The organism is Paenibacillus sp. FSL H8-0317 (assembly GCF_045040685.1).
Classification (GTDB): Bacteria; Bacillota; Bacilli; order Paenibacillales; family Paenibacillaceae; genus Paenibacillus.
The window spans coordinates 3182646-3200622 of sequence record NZ_CP150294.1 but is presented as its reverse complement, the minus strand read 5'-3'; the positions used below and the strand labels follow the sequence as shown (position 1 = coordinate 3200622).

The window sequence follows — 17977 nt, the reverse complement described above, 5'->3', positions numbered from 1 at the left end:
TTACTTCAAACTAGCCCCTCTTTAACCATAAACTCATCTTTGGTTAATCCAAAGAGGATCAGATCCTGGTATTTTCCATCCGTATAGATCACTTGGCGACGCACACCTTCCTGAACACATCCAAGTTTTCTCATCATCGCTGCGGAAGGTTCATTTCCCTCGAGTACATAATCATTAAATTTATTGAGCCTGCGCTCGAAGAAGGCATACTTCAGCAAGATTCGTACGGCTCTGGTTCCGTATCCTTTTCCTCGATGATCCCTGTCAATTTGAATGCCAATGCTAAAGGTACCGTTTCTCTCATCAATGCTGTTCAGATTCACACCTCCGACATTTTCACCATCCATATTTACAATTGTAAACATGATCCGTCCTTTGGCTAAAGAAAAATCAGAGAAGTTTTCCGTGAAACTCTTCGCTTCAACATGGGTTGGCGGCAACTCTACTGCACACTCCAATAACCGACGGGCAGGTGTATCAAAGCGGTTATAATAATGATCCTCCCAATCTTCTTCACGCAAAGCACGTAATCTGATCTTATCATCCTGCCAGAAATATTGACTATAATCGATCTCTCTCATTCCAAGTCCCCCCGCATATACCACCAAATTTACTTCGAGCTACAAACATGATAACCCATAATGTGGAATTGGAGGAGATTTGTTTTCATTAAACACAACGAAAATAACCCCCGAACAGGACAAAACCTGTCGGAGGCTACGCTCTATTTCATATCAAAATCTCACTACGATTCTTCCGTATATTGAGGCTTGGACACGTTATCCGGAACCGTTTCGTCAAAAACATCCTGACCTGGATAATCCCGTACTTCTCCCTCATGAAGCTCATGATTTTCATAATCAAAACGATGTGCAGACCTCTGATCCACCCGCCACGGAGAACTTTTCCCGAGAGACTCGGATAACAGAGATGAACCGTAAGGACCCTCCGGGAATTCTTCGAGTGTGATATCGTTTCGCTGCGACTCCACCGTAGACACATCGGTATATTCTTGCCGTTCTTCACGCAAAAACTTATCTTTCATCGTTTATCCCTCCTGATCCACTTCAGATGACCAACGTCCACTTATTGTGAGCGAGGACAAACGCATTTATGCATGATCTTTGGAAAACACTGCGTTTAGGTTTTGATCCATTACCGGATCCATCACGATCATTATCGCCATCACAATTGGCGAATCCATATTAATAGTACAAAAACAATGAGGCCAGCCATGCTAATCCAGGTATCACGTTTGGACCATACCAATAACAATGAACGTCCTCCGAGCGTAGAATGCTCTCTAACTTTACGCATTTCCATCGCAATGGTCATATCCTCCGCACGTTGGAACAGTGCCATTAACAAGGGAATCACCATCGGGCCCAGGTCACGAATTCGAACGGTATTGGGTCTCAAAGCTGCCTTCCCACGTGCCCGTACGATCAGTGAGAATCGCTGCCACTCACTCCAGATCATCGGGATAAACCGAAAAATTAACGATACAGCAAGAGCAAACGAAGCTACGGGCAACCTGATCTTTTTACCAATGCCAAGTACCCAGTTAAGCCCTTCTACCATTCGACCATAAGGTGTCGTCAACGAAAACCAAAGGCTTGCCAATGTGACGATAAACAAACGATACACATTCAGCAAAGTTCCCTCCGCCTGCATCAGAGAAAAGCCAAAGTGCAAACCTCCTCCTTCTGTTGAGAGAGTTGTCCCAGATAACGCCGTTGATATGATGAAAAAGAATAATAATGGCTTCATTAACTTCATACATCCAGCCAAAGTCTGACGCGGGAGCACGGCAAGTGCTGCTACTACCGGCACCAGTGTTAATGTCAATCCCAGCCATCGCTGTTGAAGCATAGCTGCGGTGACCAGCAAAATATACAAAATCCATTTCAGACGCGGGTCCATGACGCCATATAATCCGCCTGAATGAGTCAAGGTGTTCGGAAAAAGCTTCGGATCATCCTCCGTTTTAATGGACGACGCTATCTGTGCTTCTTTTTCATACTTCATTGCATCACTCTTGACTTCCATCGTTACCGTCCCTGATGCTTCTTTCGATCCGTCCTGAATCCCCACCTCAACTAACGTAGACTGAACAATGCATTCAGCCATCTCTTCTGGCGTCATTGCGGTCAATGGCAGCTCAAGACCCGCTGCTCTTAACTGCTGTGCCAGTCTCATCGATGGTGGCAGTCCAATCCCTGTCTGCTCCAGCAGTTCAGGCCTTTTGTGAAGTTCTCTCGGCGTAAGATCGGCGATTAGACGGCCTTCCTGCAACAACAATACTCGATCCGCACAAGGCAAAAATGTATCCAGATCATGGGTAGCTACCACGCCACCACCACCTGCCAGACGATGTTGCTCCAATACATCCAGCAAAAGCCCAACACTTTGGGCTTCCAACCCTGCGCTTGGCTCATCCAGCAGAAGCCAGTGCGGATTGGTCACACTTCCGAGAGCAAGACCTAACCTGCGCTTCTCTCCCCCACTTAGAGCAAATGGCGACCTGTCCAGATGAAAACGTCGATCCAACTCCGAGGACACTGGCGGGTCCCATTGGTTCAGTGCTTTTGTGATCTGCTCTTGTTGCTGTTTCTCTGAAAGTCGATAAGGACGCAGAGAATATGTGAATTCACGCTGAATACTTCGGGCAAACAGTTGTTGTTCCGGAAATTGAAACAATAGTCCCATTTGCAATAAAATCGACTGCGGCACTTTTCCTTCTTTCCAGAAAGGTGTGCCATCTAATGTGATACTTCCTGCATCGGGCGGTCTCAGACCAGCCAACGTCTGTAGTAAAGTCGTTTTTCCTGAACCCGTGCAGCCCAGCAGCAAGGTGATTTCCCCACTGTTCAACTGTACACTCACATCTTCAAGCAGTGCACGTTTGCCCGATTCCGATGCTTCTATGCGTATATTGGTTAGCTTGATCTCCAACGTGCGACCTCCTTGGCCAGTTGCTCAGGTCGCAGTGGCATGGCTTCTGGCATCATACCTTTTTGCTTGAGCAATAACGCAGTTTTTACAGTAAAAGGAGGGTCCAACCCTAACCGTTCACAGGGAGATAGCTGTACATTTTCCCGAGTAGCCTTCTCATTCAACTCTGTTTCATAGAAAAAGGACTCCGGCGTCCCGTTGTACACACAACGTCCCCTCTCCATAGCAATGATTCGATCACACAGGGTTGCTTCCTCCAGATGGTGTGTAATCCAGATCACCGTTGTCCCCCGCTGGGTAATCTTCTGAACGATGGCCTCGATACGGTCTCTTGCTCCTGGATCAAGCATGGCTGTTGGCTCATCCAGAATCAATATATCCGGTTTGGCTGCGAGCGCTACAGCAATATTAAGCAGTTGCTTCTGTCCCCCGGATAATTGTGAGACCGCCTTCTCCGGGGGATATTGAAGTCCTACGGTATGTAATGCATCCTGCCTGCGCTCCAATTGCTCTTCTACAGATTCCATTAATGGTGACAGCGCAAAATGAAACTCCTCTTCAATCGTATCGCCTAGTACCTGTGCATCCGGTTGCTGCAGTACACCCCGAACGGTAAGTTCATCCGAGATATCCCGTACCCCTCCAGATAGTGGAATGAATCCAATCAGTAGTCCAGCGAGTGTGCTTTTTCCACTGCCATTCGCCCCTACAATACTAATCCATTCTCCTTGGTGCAGCGTAAGTGAGACCCCATCCAGTGCTTTTCTCACCTGACTACCTTCGGAAGAATAATGCACTCGAACATCTTCTAATGTAATTATAGGCAGGTTGCCTTGCATCGTAAATTAGTCCTTTCCCTTTCTATTGTTATGTGGTACGATCCTAATCGTCAACCACATTTATATAATTGGTTAACAATCATATTACCAAAATGGAGAGGATTGTTCAAACATGAAATTATCTTTGCGAGGCATTGTATTCAGCGCACTTATGGCCGCAATTTTAGTACTTTTTGGTTACATAAGCATTCCCATTGGCTTCTCCCCAGTACCAATAACATTACAAACTTTGGCTGTCATGCTGGCCGGAGGATTACTTGGCCCACTATATGGTTTTCTGAGCGTTACCATGGTTGTTCTGCTCACCGCTCTTGGTTTCCCCTTGCTACACGGGACCGGAGGACTTGCGGTACTTCTTGGACCTACCGGAGGATATGTGATGATGTGGCCGATCTCCGCATTATTAATTGGACTGTTGCTTGCACGAATCAACATCAAAGGTGTCACAGGATTCATTCTCGCTTTTGTTGTATTTGAACTATTCGGCTCACTGCTTGTGTATGTATCTGGTGTCCCTTGGCTTGCTTATGCTTACAAAATGGACCTATCTGAGGCCATGATTCAAGGGTTTTATCCTTACATAATTGGGGATCTGATCAAAGCTGTATTTGCTGCCATCATCATTGCGCCAGTGCGCATGGTTTTCCCACCTCAACGCCTCACAGGTAACCTGCATTCCACGGTTATAAAAGCGGATTCTTAATAGAAGCTACATAAGGTAACTAATCTGCCTATCTTTGAAAACGACGAAACCGCCAAAATCACTTTGGCGGTTTTCGTTACTTCTCTTCCTCTAAGGTTGTTCTGTCATCAGAGTGATCCGTGTAAATCTTCTTTAGTTCAGCTTATATATTCACCTGAATTAATTGACGCTCTGTAATCTGAAATTGTTGATCGGCTGTATTTTCAATAAACCTCTGATCATGAGATACATACAGAATTGTCCCTTCGTAGGTCTTGATAAAACGCTCCAACGCTTCCAATGCATGCATATCAAGAAAATTCGTCGGCTCATCCAACAATAGAATGTTATATTGTCCAAGAAACAAGTGACATAATTGAAGACGAATCGCTTCTCCTCCACTTAATGTCCCCACATTCTTCAGCAAGTCATTACCTGTAAACTGCATCGCATGCAACGCACTTCTGAGCTCTGATTCCTCATATTCCGAACGATTCTTCAGGAATTGTAATACGGTCTCTTTTGTTGTAAAACGATAGCTCATTTGCTGAAAATAACCGATCTTCGCTTTTGGAGACATCGTGATATGATCTCCAGCATGGAAAACATGGTTAAGCAATGTGCTTTTCCCGCTGCCATTGGCTCCGGTTATCGCTATTTTTTGTTTTAATGGAACCTGAAAACTTACATCCTCCAGCAATACGTTACCTTCCACTTCAAGTGTAAGGCGATCTGCCATAATTGGATATCGGTTGTGCAGCTCCAGTGTCTTTGGCTGACGGAAGATCATAGGCCGATCCTCTTGCACCGCTTTTACCTCGTGAAGTTGTTGCATTCGCTGTTCAATCGCTTTAGCTGCGCGGTGCACCGCTTTTTGACTGGTGCCTTTGGATTTGGTTTCAACCATACGGTTTGTTTTTGCCTTGGATTCTTTTTTGGACATGCTTCCGGCCTGCGTTATTTTCTCGGCTTTCTTCATCTTTTCCCGAGCGGCCAGCTCCAATCGTCTTTTCTCCTTGGAAAACTGTTCATGGGCCTGGTTTTGTTGCTCACGCTCCAGCCTTTTCTGTGCCTGATAATCACTATAGTTGCCGGAATATACGCGAACCTCACCTTGATGGATTTCCCAGATCGTGGTTACCAGCTCATCCAGTACCGCACGATCATGACTGATCAGCACAAGCGCCCCATAGTAATAACGCAATTCATCCAGCAAAAATGTAATGCCCTCTTGATCCATGTGTGTTGTTGGTTCATCCAGTAACAGTACTTCATGATAATGGGCGAACATTTGAGCCAGTTTTAAACGGGTCTGTTCTCCGCCACTCCATGCTTGGTCGTGTTGAGGTATGGCTAATTTACTGAGTAAAGCCCCATCAACTTCCAGGTGCCCATTAGGCTGTGGTGGTTCAACTTGTTCCAAATAACCAAACTCTGCAAAACGTTTTACCTTTCCGGCTGTTGGTTGGATCTGTCCTGCAATGAGTTTCAATAACGTACTTTTACCCTGACCATTACCACCTACTACACCGATGCGATCCAGTTGATGCACAGCCAGTCGCTCAATGTTCAGTACTGCTTTATCCATATAGGTCATCTCAACCTGTTCTAATTCAAAACATATCTTTTCCATATTCGCTACCTCCGAAATAAGATTTATTTCGTATCGATAGCGAAGCACGCTTCTATCGATACGAGCTGATCGTGCCAGCTCGTATCAATAGAACAGTAACGTCATCATAGCGGTTACCTCCAGTAGTCTGTATTGAGCGCCTTTACCTAATTATTTACTTGATTAAGATAATCAGAAGAAAAAAACAAAGAATCACAGGCCGTGGCCTGTGATTCAACGTAAACGGGAAAGCGAGTATAACACTTATTTTAAGGTCAGGATGATTGAAAATGACAGACTGATCCCGTTTACTCTGAACCAACGGTCAGAGCCTTTGAACGTATTCAATTACCGATTCAAAGGAAGGAAGCGCAGTCTCATCGCATTTGTCATGTTCAATAATCCACCTTTCATTAACATGTATAGATGTAGATGTACAACTCCAATTATAATTTTCCAATTCCACCATGTCAACGGAACCATGAAAACACTGTACCATCAGATTAGTACATCAGCATCTATCTACTTTTGTTCCTGACCATTACCGCTACTTAATTTTAATAGAAGCTCTTGGCTACTAACCTGTCCGGTAGCCTGTGGAATTACTTCCTCGTAGTTGGCAGAATTCGTTACTATAATCGGCGTTACCGTGTGATAACCAGCAGCCTTAATCTGTGCAATATCGAATTCAAGCAACAGATCTCCCGCTTGGACCCGATCGCCTTCTTTGATATGGGAAACAAAATGCTGCCCGTCCAGCTTGACCGTATCTACGCCAACGTGAACCAATATTTCAGCACCGGTGTCTGACACTACAGCCAAGGCATGTTTTTTCTTGAATGCAACGGTAACTGTACCATCAAAAGGCGCTACGACTCTGCCCACAGCTGGCTCAATCGCAATCCCTTTACCCATGGCTCCCGATGCAAAGGCCGGATCTGGAACTTCCGACAATTCAACAATCGTTCCCTCGATTGGGCTAAATACAATCTCGTCTGAAGCATTCGTTGTACGGGCAGGTTGCTCAGCAGATACAGTAGATTCAGTTTTTGTTTCTTCTTCTACCGGATCTTTGAAGCCCATGATGTACGTCAGTGCAGCCGAAACAACAAACGATACTACGATACCCAGAATCAATCCAGGGAAACCTTGTCCACCTGGTCCGTAGAAGATTGGCAAGGTCAGTAATCCCGGTGCGCCGGATGCAAATGCCAATGTGCCCGCTTGACCAATGATAGCTCCACCAACTGCACCACCGATTACCCCTGCAATGAATGGACGTTTCAGTGGTAATGTTACCCCATAGATGGCCGGTTCCGTAATACCGAATAAAGCCGTCAACGTTGATGATCCAGCCAGCGTTTTCAGTTTTTTGTTCTTGGTTTTCAGCATAACCCCAAAAGCAGCACCCGTTTGGGCAAAGATTGAAGCTGTCGCAGCGGGTTTAACACCATCCTGTCCATACACTGCAACGTTGTTGATAAATACTGGAATCAGACCCCAGTGTATTCCGAAGATAACGAGCAGCTGCCAGCTTGCACCCATAACTGCTCCTGCGAGCAATGGACTGAATCCAAATGCGGCAACCAGTCCAGCTGCAATTCCATTACCAACGTATACGCCAAATGGTCCAAATACAAGCAATGTCAGAGGTACCATAATCACTAGCAAAAATAATGGCGTAACAAAGTTTTTCACACTATCATGAAGTGTCTTATTGAAGAACTTCTCCAACTTGCTCATCACAATGACAGCTAAAATGATAGGAATAACTGTAGATGAATAGTTCATCAGAATGACTGGAATACCGAAGAAATCCGTTGGTGTTCCCTCTGATTTCAACGTGACGATGGACGGATAGATCAGTGCTCCTGCAATCGTCATCGCGACAAACATATTCCCCTGGAATTTACGTGCCGTTGTAACCGCTAACAACAGAGGCAGGAAGTAGAAGAGACTATCTGCTGCTGCATACAGGATCGTATATGTTGTTTCTGTCGTTTCCAGCCATCCGATATTGCTTGCAATCAACAATAACCCTTTTAGAATACCCGCTCCCGCCATAACACCCAGAAGTGGGGCAAAGATGCTGGATATGATATCGATAATACCCCCGAGCCCTTTGGCTGCTTTGCGAGGTTTTTCTTTATCGGTCGAATCGTCCAGAATGTTACTGATCTGTCCAATGGCACTATAGACTTCAGGCACCTTGTTACCAACAACCACCTGGAACTGTCCTCCATTTTCTTTGACTGCGATGATACCTTCTGTTTTCTCCAGTTTGGCTTTGTCTGCCTTGGCATCGTCCTTCAATACAAACCGTAATCGTGTTGCACAATGAACCAGTGATTCCACATTTTTCTCACCGCCAACCAATTCTACAATCTCTTTGGCCAGTTTCTCTTGACTCATAATCTGCACCCCCACTTTTTCTCAAACAGGCCTCTTACCGATTTTTTTGCACGCAAAAAACCTAAGCCTTGAGCAAGGGGACACAATGGTCCTGTCCTTCTCATGACTTAGGTTTTGCCTGCATAACCAGTAACAATCCCAGTTAAATCGTATTCAATTCCTGTTAATCACATATTATTATAATAAAACCATTTTTGTCAACATTTAAATATTATCGATTAACCACTCGTTCGATATGAACCGTCAGATACAACTTTTCTTCATTGGTCAGCTCATGGTTGTATTCCTTTTTGACAAACAACTCAATTTTCTCCGTACACGCTGCGGCATCTGGATGTTTCTCCTTAATCATGTCATAGAAATGATCATAGTTGTTGTCGTAATGCGTACCACTGAGCACACGCTGGGAGAAGAACTTCAGATGTGTGATAAAGCGAAAATAACTGAGAGAGTCCTCATCAAATTCCATTTTGAAATGATATTTCGCTATATTAATAATTTGCTGGATAAACTTCGTAATATTCATCGTTGTAATAACTTCTTCGTTCATCTCTGCGTTGACAATATGAAGGGCAATAAAAGCGGCTTCATCAGGTGGAAGCTCAATATTCATACGAGTGTTGATCTGTTCCAGCGTCCTCAGGCCCAGTTCGAATTCGGACTTGTACAACTGTTTGATCTCCCACATCAATGCGTTCTTGATCTCCACGCCTTCCCGATAACGTTCGATGGCGAAGTTAATATGGTCTGTAAGAGATACATAGATGTTCTCATTCAGCTTTCGACCCAGATTCTCACGCGCATACGTGATAATCTCTTCCACAATTTCAATCAGTTCCATCGGAACTTCCCGCAGCAGCATTTTGAAATTATCGGATGTTTGTTTGTTTTTCAATGCAAATACTTTCTGGATGCGGGTCTCGTCTACTTTATCCCCCGGCTTTTTCTTAAAGGCAATCCCACGTCCCATCACCACAAGCTCTGCTCCATCCGCCTGATAGATGCTAATGACGTTATTGTTGATAACCTTTGCTATTTTCAATTCAATCCCCCCGTCACGTTCCACTCTCTTGGCAGTTATACATCGTCTTTTGGGCATACAAAAAAAACCTGAAGCATCACAAAATAAACAAGACATGGTAGTCTGTTTTTTTGGTGCTTAGGTTTTGCCTACGTCGTGTAGTAACAATCCCAGAAACGATATAATTGCGTCAAGTATAGCGCGAACCTGACTATATGTCAACGCTTTCAATGTGTGGACAATCGGAAGTCCCATGGTTATATAAATTGAACTAGATAATATTTACACTAGCTACTCCGATGACAGAACAACCTTCCGATAGCTGTTATCCCCAGCTTTTTTCTGTCCTCTCCGTTTTGTGTAGAAGTTTAGTTCAATTTATATAGATGAAACTTCCGATGTTATATTGCCGTACAAGACCATTTTAATTCAGAAAAATATAAACTACGCGTCACCCAAGTTTGTTCCGTTGGATTCGATCACATTTTTGTACCACTCAAAACTCTTCTTCTTCAGCCGTGTCAGCTCACCTTGACCTTCATTATTACGGTCCACGTAAATGTAGCCATAACGTTTTCTCATCTCACCTGAGGATGCACTTACAATATCAATAGGTCCCCAGCTGGTGTAACCAATGATGTTAACTCCATCCTGAATAGCCTCACCCATTTCAGCTACATGTCGTTTCAAGTAGTCAATCCGGTATGCATCATCCACTTCACCTTCCGGTGTAACCACGTCATTGGCACCAAATCCATTTTCAACAACAAACAGCGGCTTCTGATAACGATCATGTAGTTGATTGGCGGTAATACGGAATCCTTTTGGATCAATCGTCCAGCCCCACTCGGACTTCGCCAGATATGGATTGGCTACCGAGCCAAATACATTACCACTGGTCATATTCTTGATGACTTCCGGATCGGTACTGGTTGTACGACTTGAATAATAACTGAACCCGATATAATCTACGGTATGATTCTTCAAGATTTCCGCATCACCCGGCTGCATAACGATGTTCAACTCGTGATCTTTGAAGAAACGTTTGGCGTAACCCGGATATTCCCCACGTGACTGCACATCGATGAAGAAATAGGACTCTCTATCTTTTTCCATGCCCTGGAACACATCTTCCGGATTACAAGTATACGGATAGAAGCTTCCTGCGGCGAGCATACACCCAATCATGGCACCAGGAATAATCTCATGACATGCCTTGACTGCCAGTGCACTTGCAACCAGTTGGTGGTGAGCAGCCTGATATTGAATTTCCTTGATATTATCCCCTTCATTAAACGCCAGCCCCGCCCCAAGGAATGGAAGATGAAGCAACATGTTGATCTCATTAAATGTCATCCAGTATTTCACCTTGTCTTTGTAGCGAGTGAATACCGTTGTAGCGTAAGTCTCGAAAAGAGTTACCAGTTCACGACTTCTCCAGCTGCCATACTTCTCGATCAGATGCACAGGCACATCGAAGTGAGCCAATGTAACCACAGGTTCAATGCCGTTTTTCAACAATTCATCAAACAGGTTATCGTAAAATTGTAATCCCGATTCATTGGGCTGTGCGTCTTCTCCTGTCGGGAAAATCCGTGCCCAAGCAATCGAGACACGCAGTGCTTTGAATCCCATTTCTGCAAATAGAGCAATGTCTTCAGGGTAACGGTGATAAAAATCGATCGCTTCATGCGAAGGATAGAACTCGGTAGCAAGCGGCGTAAAAGCCGGAACATGACCTTTCATAATACTTCTGCGATTCTCTCCGGTAGGCAGCAAGTCAACGATACTCAGCCCTTTGCCATCTTTCAGATATGCGCCCTCCGCCTGATTGGCAGCAATGGCTCCACCCCACAGAAAGTCTTTAGGAAATGTAAAATTCGTCATCATCATTCTCCTTCCAAATATGTAATTCAGCTATCCGCTCAAATCGTTAGAATATTAAAAAGACAAAATATTTAAGTTAACTACACAATTACACATAAACGGAGAGGACAGAAAAAATCTGGAGAAGCGAAGCTAAAAGCTTTCAATGGAAAGCTACTTCGTAAGCATAAACTCGCCTTTATCACCGGATTTCCCCTTTAAAAAGGAGATCAAAAAATCTGGGGATAACAGCGATTGGAAGATTGTTCTGGCCGCGCAGTCGTCTCGTGTAAAATCGTTTGTTCAACTTAAATACAAAAAACCCGAACCAGCCTGGGTACACGATTACGTGTAAACAAGCCAGCTCAGGTTATGCCCATATCGGTAACATTCCCAGATCATGATTATGCGGATTGGATAAAACTTTAGCAAGAATCAGAACAGTTGTCAACTTCTTGAAACCGGTTTAGCTTCGGAATGCCCACTACGATATTTGATAGAACGCAGCACATGTGCCGCCAAGAATCATCTGTTGATCTAGTATAGGTAGGGCATTAATGTGAGAATTAATGAGACCGAATACTTCAGAATATGGAGCTGAAACGTTGCAAACGGGCCAGTCGGACCCGAACATTAACCTTTCCGCACCAAAGGCTTCTATGACGATATTCAGGTAGGCTGTAAAATCGCTCGGAGTCCAATTTGTCCAGTCTGCTTCCGTCACCATCCCTGAAAGTTTACAGTACGCATTAGGTTGTGCGGCCAATGACTCAAGTGCTTCTTTCCAGGGTGAGAGTATACCTGATTTTATGTCGGGTTTGGCTAGATGATCAAGGACAAATCGCTGTTCAGGAAACGTCTTAACCAATTCAACAGCATAAGGCAGTTGCTCCTTGGATACCAACAGATCATAGGTCAAATCATACTCCTTAAGCAATGAAATTCCATGCTGAAAGTCTTCTCTCAATACATAATCCAGATCAGGTTCATCCTGTATAACATGACGTACACCCTTCAGATATGGATTGGACGCGAAAAGTTCAAGCTGATTCCGAACTTCATCCGAACAAAGGTCCACCCATCCAACAACACCTTTGATACATTCATGCCGATCCGCCAGCTGCAGAAGCCACTCGGTTTCTGTCAGTGATTGTCTGGCTTGTACCGCAATACATCCATCCAGTCCTGATTGGAGCAATAAAGGTTCAAGATCTTCCGGAAGAAAAGATTGACGAATGGCTTTCATCTCTTCGCCAATCCATCCGTACTCGGCGACATTGTATTCCCAGAAATGTTGATGTGCATCCAGCTTCATATTAGATCCCTCCCAGGGTATTTAAATCTAATTATCATTCAAAAGCAACCTTATGATTTTCATTTCCAATGAAATAAACGCCCCACTACACAATCTATTAATATGGCAAAATCACTGATTTTTACATGATTTTTATTCAAATTGTGCAGGTATTGTCCGATATTAAATCATGATATAGTAAATTACGAAAACGCTTTCAGTACATAAATCGGTGGTGATTCCAGTATTACACAAGTGAACTTTTGTTCGCGTTGAGCTCTATTTCCACCCTGCTTAACCGCTATTCATGTTCAACCATTCTCTATTCGAAGGAGACTATATTAATGAAAAAAAACCGCAAATCAGTCTTATCTCTTACGCTCTTGACTGCCATGATTCTATCTCTATTCTCCTCTGCTATGGCTTCAGCTGCAACTGACAACAGCGAACAGGCCAATACCTCAGCCGCGCCAAGCAAAATGCAGACCTACGTGAACGCCATGGAGCCTGGCTGGAATCTGGGTAACTCTCTGGACGCCGTTGGTGAAGATGAGACAGCCTGGGGCAACCCGCGCATTACGAAGGAACTAATTCAGTCGATCGCTGATGAGGGCTACAACAGTATCCGTATTCCTGTGACCTGGGAAGCCCACATCGGTGACGCACCCAACTACACAATTGATTCCGCTTACATGAATCGGGTTCAAGAAGTAGTAAACTGGGCCCTTGATGCGGATCTCTACGTTATGATTAATCTTCACCATGATTCCTGGCGCTGGATCAGTTACATGGAGAAAGACCATGACAACGTGCTTGCACGTTACAACGCTGCTTGGACTCAGATTGCGGACAAATTCAAAGATGCATCCGATAAACTCATGTTCGAAAGTGTTAACGAACCACGTTTCTCTGAAGGCGGCACAACAGATGCAGCGATTGGATATCGCATGCTGGACGAGTTGAACACTTCTTTTCACAAGATCGTAAGAACTTCGGGTGGAAACAACGAGACACGTCCACTTGTGCTTCCAACGATGCATACCTCTTCCGCTCAGCCTGATCTGGATGAACTGAATAAGACCATTCAAAAATTGAATGACAGCAATATTATTGCAACCGTTCACTACTACGGGTTCTGGCCATTCAGTGTGAACATCGCAGGTTACACCAAGTATAACGAGGAAGTACAGAAGGATGTTACCGACACATTTGATCGGGTATACAATGCTTTCACAGCGAAAGGCGTTCCGGTTATCGTCGGTGAGTATGGCTTGCTTGGTTTCGACCAGCACACAGGTGTGATTGAGCAAGGCGAAAAGCTGAAATTCTTCGAATTTGTTGGACAATATCTGCGTCAAAAACAGATGACCACGATGTTGTGGGATAACGGACAACACTTCGGTCGCACAAGCTTTACTTGGTCTGATCAGGAATTATTTGATACCATGAAAGCCAGCTGGACAGGTCGTTCATCCACAGCCGAAACGGATCTCGTATATCTTAAACAAAATGAAGCCATTCAAGATCAGAAGGTAAAACTCAATCTGCATGGGAACAAATTCAATTCGTTGAAAAATGGTACTACTCCTCTTGTCAGAGGTAAAGACTATACGATCAAAAAAGATGTACTTACGTTAAAATCCAATCTGTTAACCAAATTGACAGCCTCTGGTGATTTGGGCGTAAATGCCACACTTACAGCTGGATTCAATGAAGGTGCTGACTGGAACTTTAATATCATTAAATATGACACACCTAAGTTGAACGATGCAACAGGCACAACCAGTGCATTTGCCATTCCGACTACGTTTAACGGCAATCAGCTCGCTACGATGGAAGCAACATATGCAAACGGAGAGAACGCCGGTCCACAGAACTGGACTTCGTTCAAAGAATTCTCCTACACATTTAGCCCAGACTACGAACGTAGTGTGATTGAACTGAAACCTAACTTCTTCAATGAAACCAATGATGGCGAAGTCACACTTAAGTTCCATTTCTGGAACGGAGATGTGCTGACGTACAAAATCACGAAAAATGGAACAAGCGTTGTTGGCGTAGCTTCCAAATAAGAACTCATCTAACGTTCTGTTCAGAGCTTTAAGCTCTGGCAGAACGTTTTTTTGTTTCACCAACGACCGAATAACGTACAAGTAACCCTTCATACTTTTACAGTAACTAGGATTGAGGGGGAAATGTCATGTTTAAACGTGTAGACCGTCTTGCCATCGAATTACCCATATCCAATAATCCGGACCCTAATGGAGCTAGTGCAGTTCAGGAGTTGCTTGGTGGAAAGTTCGGGGAAATGTCAACATTAAATAACTATATGTTTCAGTCATTTAATTTCAGAGGCAGATCCAAGTTGCGTCCATTTTATGACATTGTTGCAAGTATTACCGCGGAGGAATTCGGCCATGTCGAACTTGTCGCCAATACGATTAACCTCATGCTTGAAGGTTCCACTTCACCAGGCGCCCCGGACTCTACCCCGCTACGTGTAGGCAAAGACGCACGGATGACTTCACATTTTATCGAATCGGCTCAGACAGCGCTCCCGTATGACTCCATGGGAAGACCCTGGAATGGTTCATATGTCGTGAGCAGTGGCAATCTGATCTTTGATCTGTTGCATAACTTCTTTCTTGAATGCGGAGCAAGAACTCACAAAATGAGAGTCTACGAAATGACCGACAACAAAACAGCCCGAGAAATGACAGGATACCTGCTTGTACGCGGAGGTGTGCATGTTCTTGCGTATGCAAAGGCACTGGAAATTGCAACAGGTGTGGATGTAACGAAGATGTTCCCTATTCCACGACTGGATAACAAAGCTTTTGAAACGACACGTAAGTGGGAAGCGAAGGGTGAGCACCGCAGGTTGTACACGTTCAGCGACAAGGATTATCAGGGCATTGCCCAGATCTGGAAAGGGACACACCCAACTGATGGTGGTAAACTGGAGGCTTTTGCAGGCTTGCCGGGGTATGGAGGGCCAGTACCTGAGCTGCCTGATCTGCCGGAAGAATTTGCGCCAGGGATATCCGCGGAAGATCTAATGCAGATTGCAGAGCGACTGAAACGTCACGCTGGTCTGTAGGATCACGATTAACGTTTGTTTTTCATAGCGCGTCGATTGGATAATCGTAAAATGGTGCTCTCTTGCGTGCTAACTCACTTGGATCACTTAGATCACCGATGATCTGTTTCTTTGATTTCATACGATTGTACACAAAAAAAGGGGAACGGGAGAGATACATCTCTACCCGCTTCCCACTTTACACGCCTCTATTGTGGCTCAGTAAATTTCACTACAAGTACCACTTCCCCATTGGCTTGCACACGACCGGTTGAGGTTGCTGTAACCGTTGCTATCGTTTCATTCCCGCTTGGAATCAGCACAGGTGTAATCACTGGCAGACCCGCAGTCTGAATGACATCCATGTCAAATTCAATCAACAATTGACCTGCAGTTACACGATCTCCGCTATTCACATGCGCGGTAAAACCATTCCCTTTCAGTCCTACCGTATTAATTCCGATATGAACCAGCATCTGTACACCCGTCTCATGCTCCAGAATCACCGCATGTTTACTCTTGTTCATGACATGTACGATGACACCATCAAACGGTGCGTACACTTTTCCTTCTGATGGCTCGATGGCAATGCCCTCACCCATGTGTTTTTCCGAGAACGCCGGGTCAGGAACCTGCTCCAGAGCAACGACGGTACCGTTCATTGGCGAAGCTATTTCGAGAAAATCTACCTTAGGACGATTGCTTGTAACGGCATCGGTAACTGAATTAATATGCGGATTAGATTGCTCTGCTTTAACTTCAGTTGATGTTACTCCACTGTTCTCATGGCTCACCGCTTCTTCTGCAACCGGTTGATCCTTATATCCGAAGAACCAGGTAAGTGCAAATGCAATCGCCATGGCAACCACGTTGGACAAGATATACAACGGCAGTTGGCTGTTCAGATAAAGCAATGTTCCTGGAATAACCGTTACAGCCATACCTGTACCTTGCAGATGGAACAAGGAAGCGATGAAACCACCTACACCACCACCAACCAGTCCCATAATAAATGGTTTCATATAACGCAAGTTAACTCCGAAGATGGCTGGCTCGGTAATGCCCAGAAATGCGGACAAGGATGAAGGTAATGCGAGTGCTTTGAGTTTCATATTTTTGGTCTTCAGACCGACTGCAAGACAAGCCGCTCCTTGTGCTGCCATGGCACAGGTAATGATGGCGTTGAACGGATTGAATCCCGTTTTCTCCAGTAGCTGAATCTCCAGGAAATTAAAGATGTGATGTACACCGGTAACGACAATAATCTGATGGAAGAATCCAATGATAATACCTGCGATGCCAAACGGAAGATCCAATACAGCTGTTGTTCCATGCAGCACCCACTCTTCTAGGGAATGGAATACGGGACCAATAGCGAAAAGTCCAAGTGTAATCATGACTGTCAACGTAATAAAAGGAGTCAGAATTAAGTCCAGTGCCTCAGGTACCCGTCTTCTTAATACCTTTTCAAACTTGGCTCCAATCAAACCTACAAAGAACGCAGGCAGAACCGATCCTTGATAACCCACGACAGGTATAAAACCGAACATATGCAGCGGCTGTGCTGATCCATCTGCCACCGCGTAAGCATTGGGTAATGCGGGATTGACCAGCATAAGCCCCAGTACAATACCTAGTACCGGACTTCCGCCGAATACACGGAACGCAGACCACGCTACAAGCGCAGGCAGGAATGCAAAAGCCGTATCCGTCAGGATTTGAGTGAACAACAGGAAATTGGCCGAAATATCATCAGGTGTTGCACCGAACAACGCCAGAATTTCATTTTGGGTAAGTAATCCGCGCAATCCCATGAACAGTCCTGTAGCTACCAGAACGGGAATGATGGGTACAAATACGTCACCAAATGTGCGAATAGCCCGCTGAAAAGCGTTTCCTTCCTTTTTCCCCTGACTCTTCACATCATCCTTGGACGTTCCTTCAATGCCCAGCTTCTCAACCTCTTCAAAGATTCGATTCACTGTTCCCGTACCAAAGATAATCTGATATTGACCCGAGTTGAAAAAAGCCCCTTTCACCTTCTCGATGTTCTCGACCGTTTTCTGATCAATCTTTTCTTTATCTTTCACCATGATGCGAAGACGTGTTGCACAATGTGCAAATGATGCGATATTCTCTTTGCCCCCGATGGCATGAATGACTTCCTGGGCAATGCGTTGATTCTCCGACATGTAATCTCATTCCTCTCACGTAATA

13 protein-coding genes are annotated in these 17977 nt (G+C 44.7%); 3 read left to right on the top strand and 10 right to left on the bottom strand.

All coding sequences use genetic code 11. The annotated features are described in order from the left end of the window. Positions 1–5 precede the first annotated feature (5 nt). The 4 genes from MHB43_RS14400 to MHB43_RS14385 all read right to left on the bottom strand — a co-directional run bounded on the left by MHB43_RS14400 (position 6) and on the right by MHB43_RS14385 (position 3794). Positions 6–581 (bottom strand): GNAT family N-acetyltransferase, encoded by a 576-nt coding sequence (locus tag MHB43_RS14400; protein WP_221819534.1) that lies wholly within the window; start codon positions 579–581, stop codon positions 6–8. Between the two features lie 164 nt (positions 582–745). Continuing rightward, entirely contained in the window at positions 746–1045 is a 300-nt protein-coding gene (locus MHB43_RS14395) for a hypothetical protein (RefSeq protein ID WP_017688728.1), read from the bottom strand. Between the two features lie 140 nt (positions 1046–1185). After that, the gene (locus MHB43_RS14390; RefSeq protein WP_221819535.1) at positions 1186–2955 is read right to left on the bottom strand and encodes an ATP-binding cassette domain-containing protein; all 1770 of its coding nucleotides are present in this window, start codon (positions 2953–2955) and stop codon (positions 1186–1188) included. Further along, complete coding sequence (locus MHB43_RS14385) at positions 2940–3794, bottom strand: ATP-binding cassette domain-containing protein (RefSeq protein ID WP_405132193.1); 855 nt, start codon at positions 3792–3794, stop codon at positions 2940–2942. The genes MHB43_RS14390 and MHB43_RS14385 overlap by 16 nt, the downstream gene beginning before the upstream one ends. A 112-nt stretch (positions 3795–3906) precedes the next feature. On the opposite strand from MHB43_RS14385, the gene MHB43_RS14380 reads away from it, so the two are divergent. Continuing rightward, positions 3907–4497 (top strand): biotin transporter BioY, encoded by a 591-nt coding sequence (locus MHB43_RS14380; protein WP_405132192.1) that lies wholly within the window; start codon positions 3907–3909, stop codon positions 4495–4497. A gap of 142 nt (positions 4498–4639) precedes the next feature. Here MHB43_RS14380 and MHB43_RS14375 read toward each other — a convergent pair whose 3' ends face one another. The 5 genes from MHB43_RS14375 to MHB43_RS14355 form a co-directional block, all read right to left on the bottom strand. After that, a complete protein-coding gene (locus MHB43_RS14375) occupies positions 4640–6109 on the bottom strand; it encodes an Msr family ABC-F type ribosomal protection protein (protein ID WP_405132191.1) in 1470 nt (489 codons plus the stop codon). Positions 6110–6610: 501 nt separating this feature from the next. Beyond that, complete coding sequence (locus MHB43_RS14370) at positions 6611–8500, bottom strand: beta-glucoside-specific PTS transporter subunit IIABC (protein ID WP_405132190.1); 1890 nt, start codon at positions 8498–8500, stop codon at positions 6611–6613. Between the two features lie 211 nt (positions 8501–8711). Beyond that, entirely contained in the window at positions 8712–9542 is an 831-nt protein-coding gene (gene licT / locus MHB43_RS14365; RefSeq protein ID WP_047842771.1) for a BglG family transcription antiterminator LicT, read from the bottom strand. Between the two features lie 423 nt (positions 9543–9965). Further along, entirely contained in the window at positions 9966–11408 is a 1443-nt protein-coding gene (locus MHB43_RS14360) for a 6-phospho-beta-glucosidase (protein ID WP_405132426.1), read from the bottom strand. 463 nt (positions 11409–11871) lie between these two features. After that, complete coding sequence (locus MHB43_RS14355) at positions 11872–12702, bottom strand: amidohydrolase family protein (RefSeq protein ID WP_405132189.1); 831 nt, start codon at positions 12700–12702, stop codon at positions 11872–11874. A 323-nt stretch (positions 12703–13025) separates the two neighbouring features. Between MHB43_RS14355 and MHB43_RS14350 the strand changes: the two genes are divergently transcribed. Both MHB43_RS14350 and MHB43_RS14345 read left to right on the top strand, forming a co-directional pair. Further along, the gene (locus tag MHB43_RS14350; protein WP_405132188.1) at positions 13026–14753 is read left to right on the top strand and encodes a cellulase family glycosylhydrolase; all 1728 of its coding nucleotides are present in this window, start codon (positions 13026–13028) and stop codon (positions 14751–14753) included. 128 nt (positions 14754–14881) lie between these two features. Next, the gene (locus MHB43_RS14345) at positions 14882–15781 is read left to right on the top strand and encodes a manganese catalase family protein (protein ID WP_101313990.1); all 900 of its coding nucleotides are present in this window, start codon (positions 14882–14884) and stop codon (positions 15779–15781) included. A 188-nt stretch (positions 15782–15969) separates the two neighbouring features. Here the strand turns inward: MHB43_RS14345 and MHB43_RS14340 are convergent, their stop codons facing one another. Next, the gene (locus tag MHB43_RS14340) at positions 15970–17952 is read right to left on the bottom strand and encodes a sucrose-specific PTS transporter subunit IIBC (protein ID WP_405132187.1); all 1983 of its coding nucleotides are present in this window, start codon (positions 17950–17952) and stop codon (positions 15970–15972) included. Between the last annotated feature and the right edge of the window lie 25 nt (positions 17953–17977).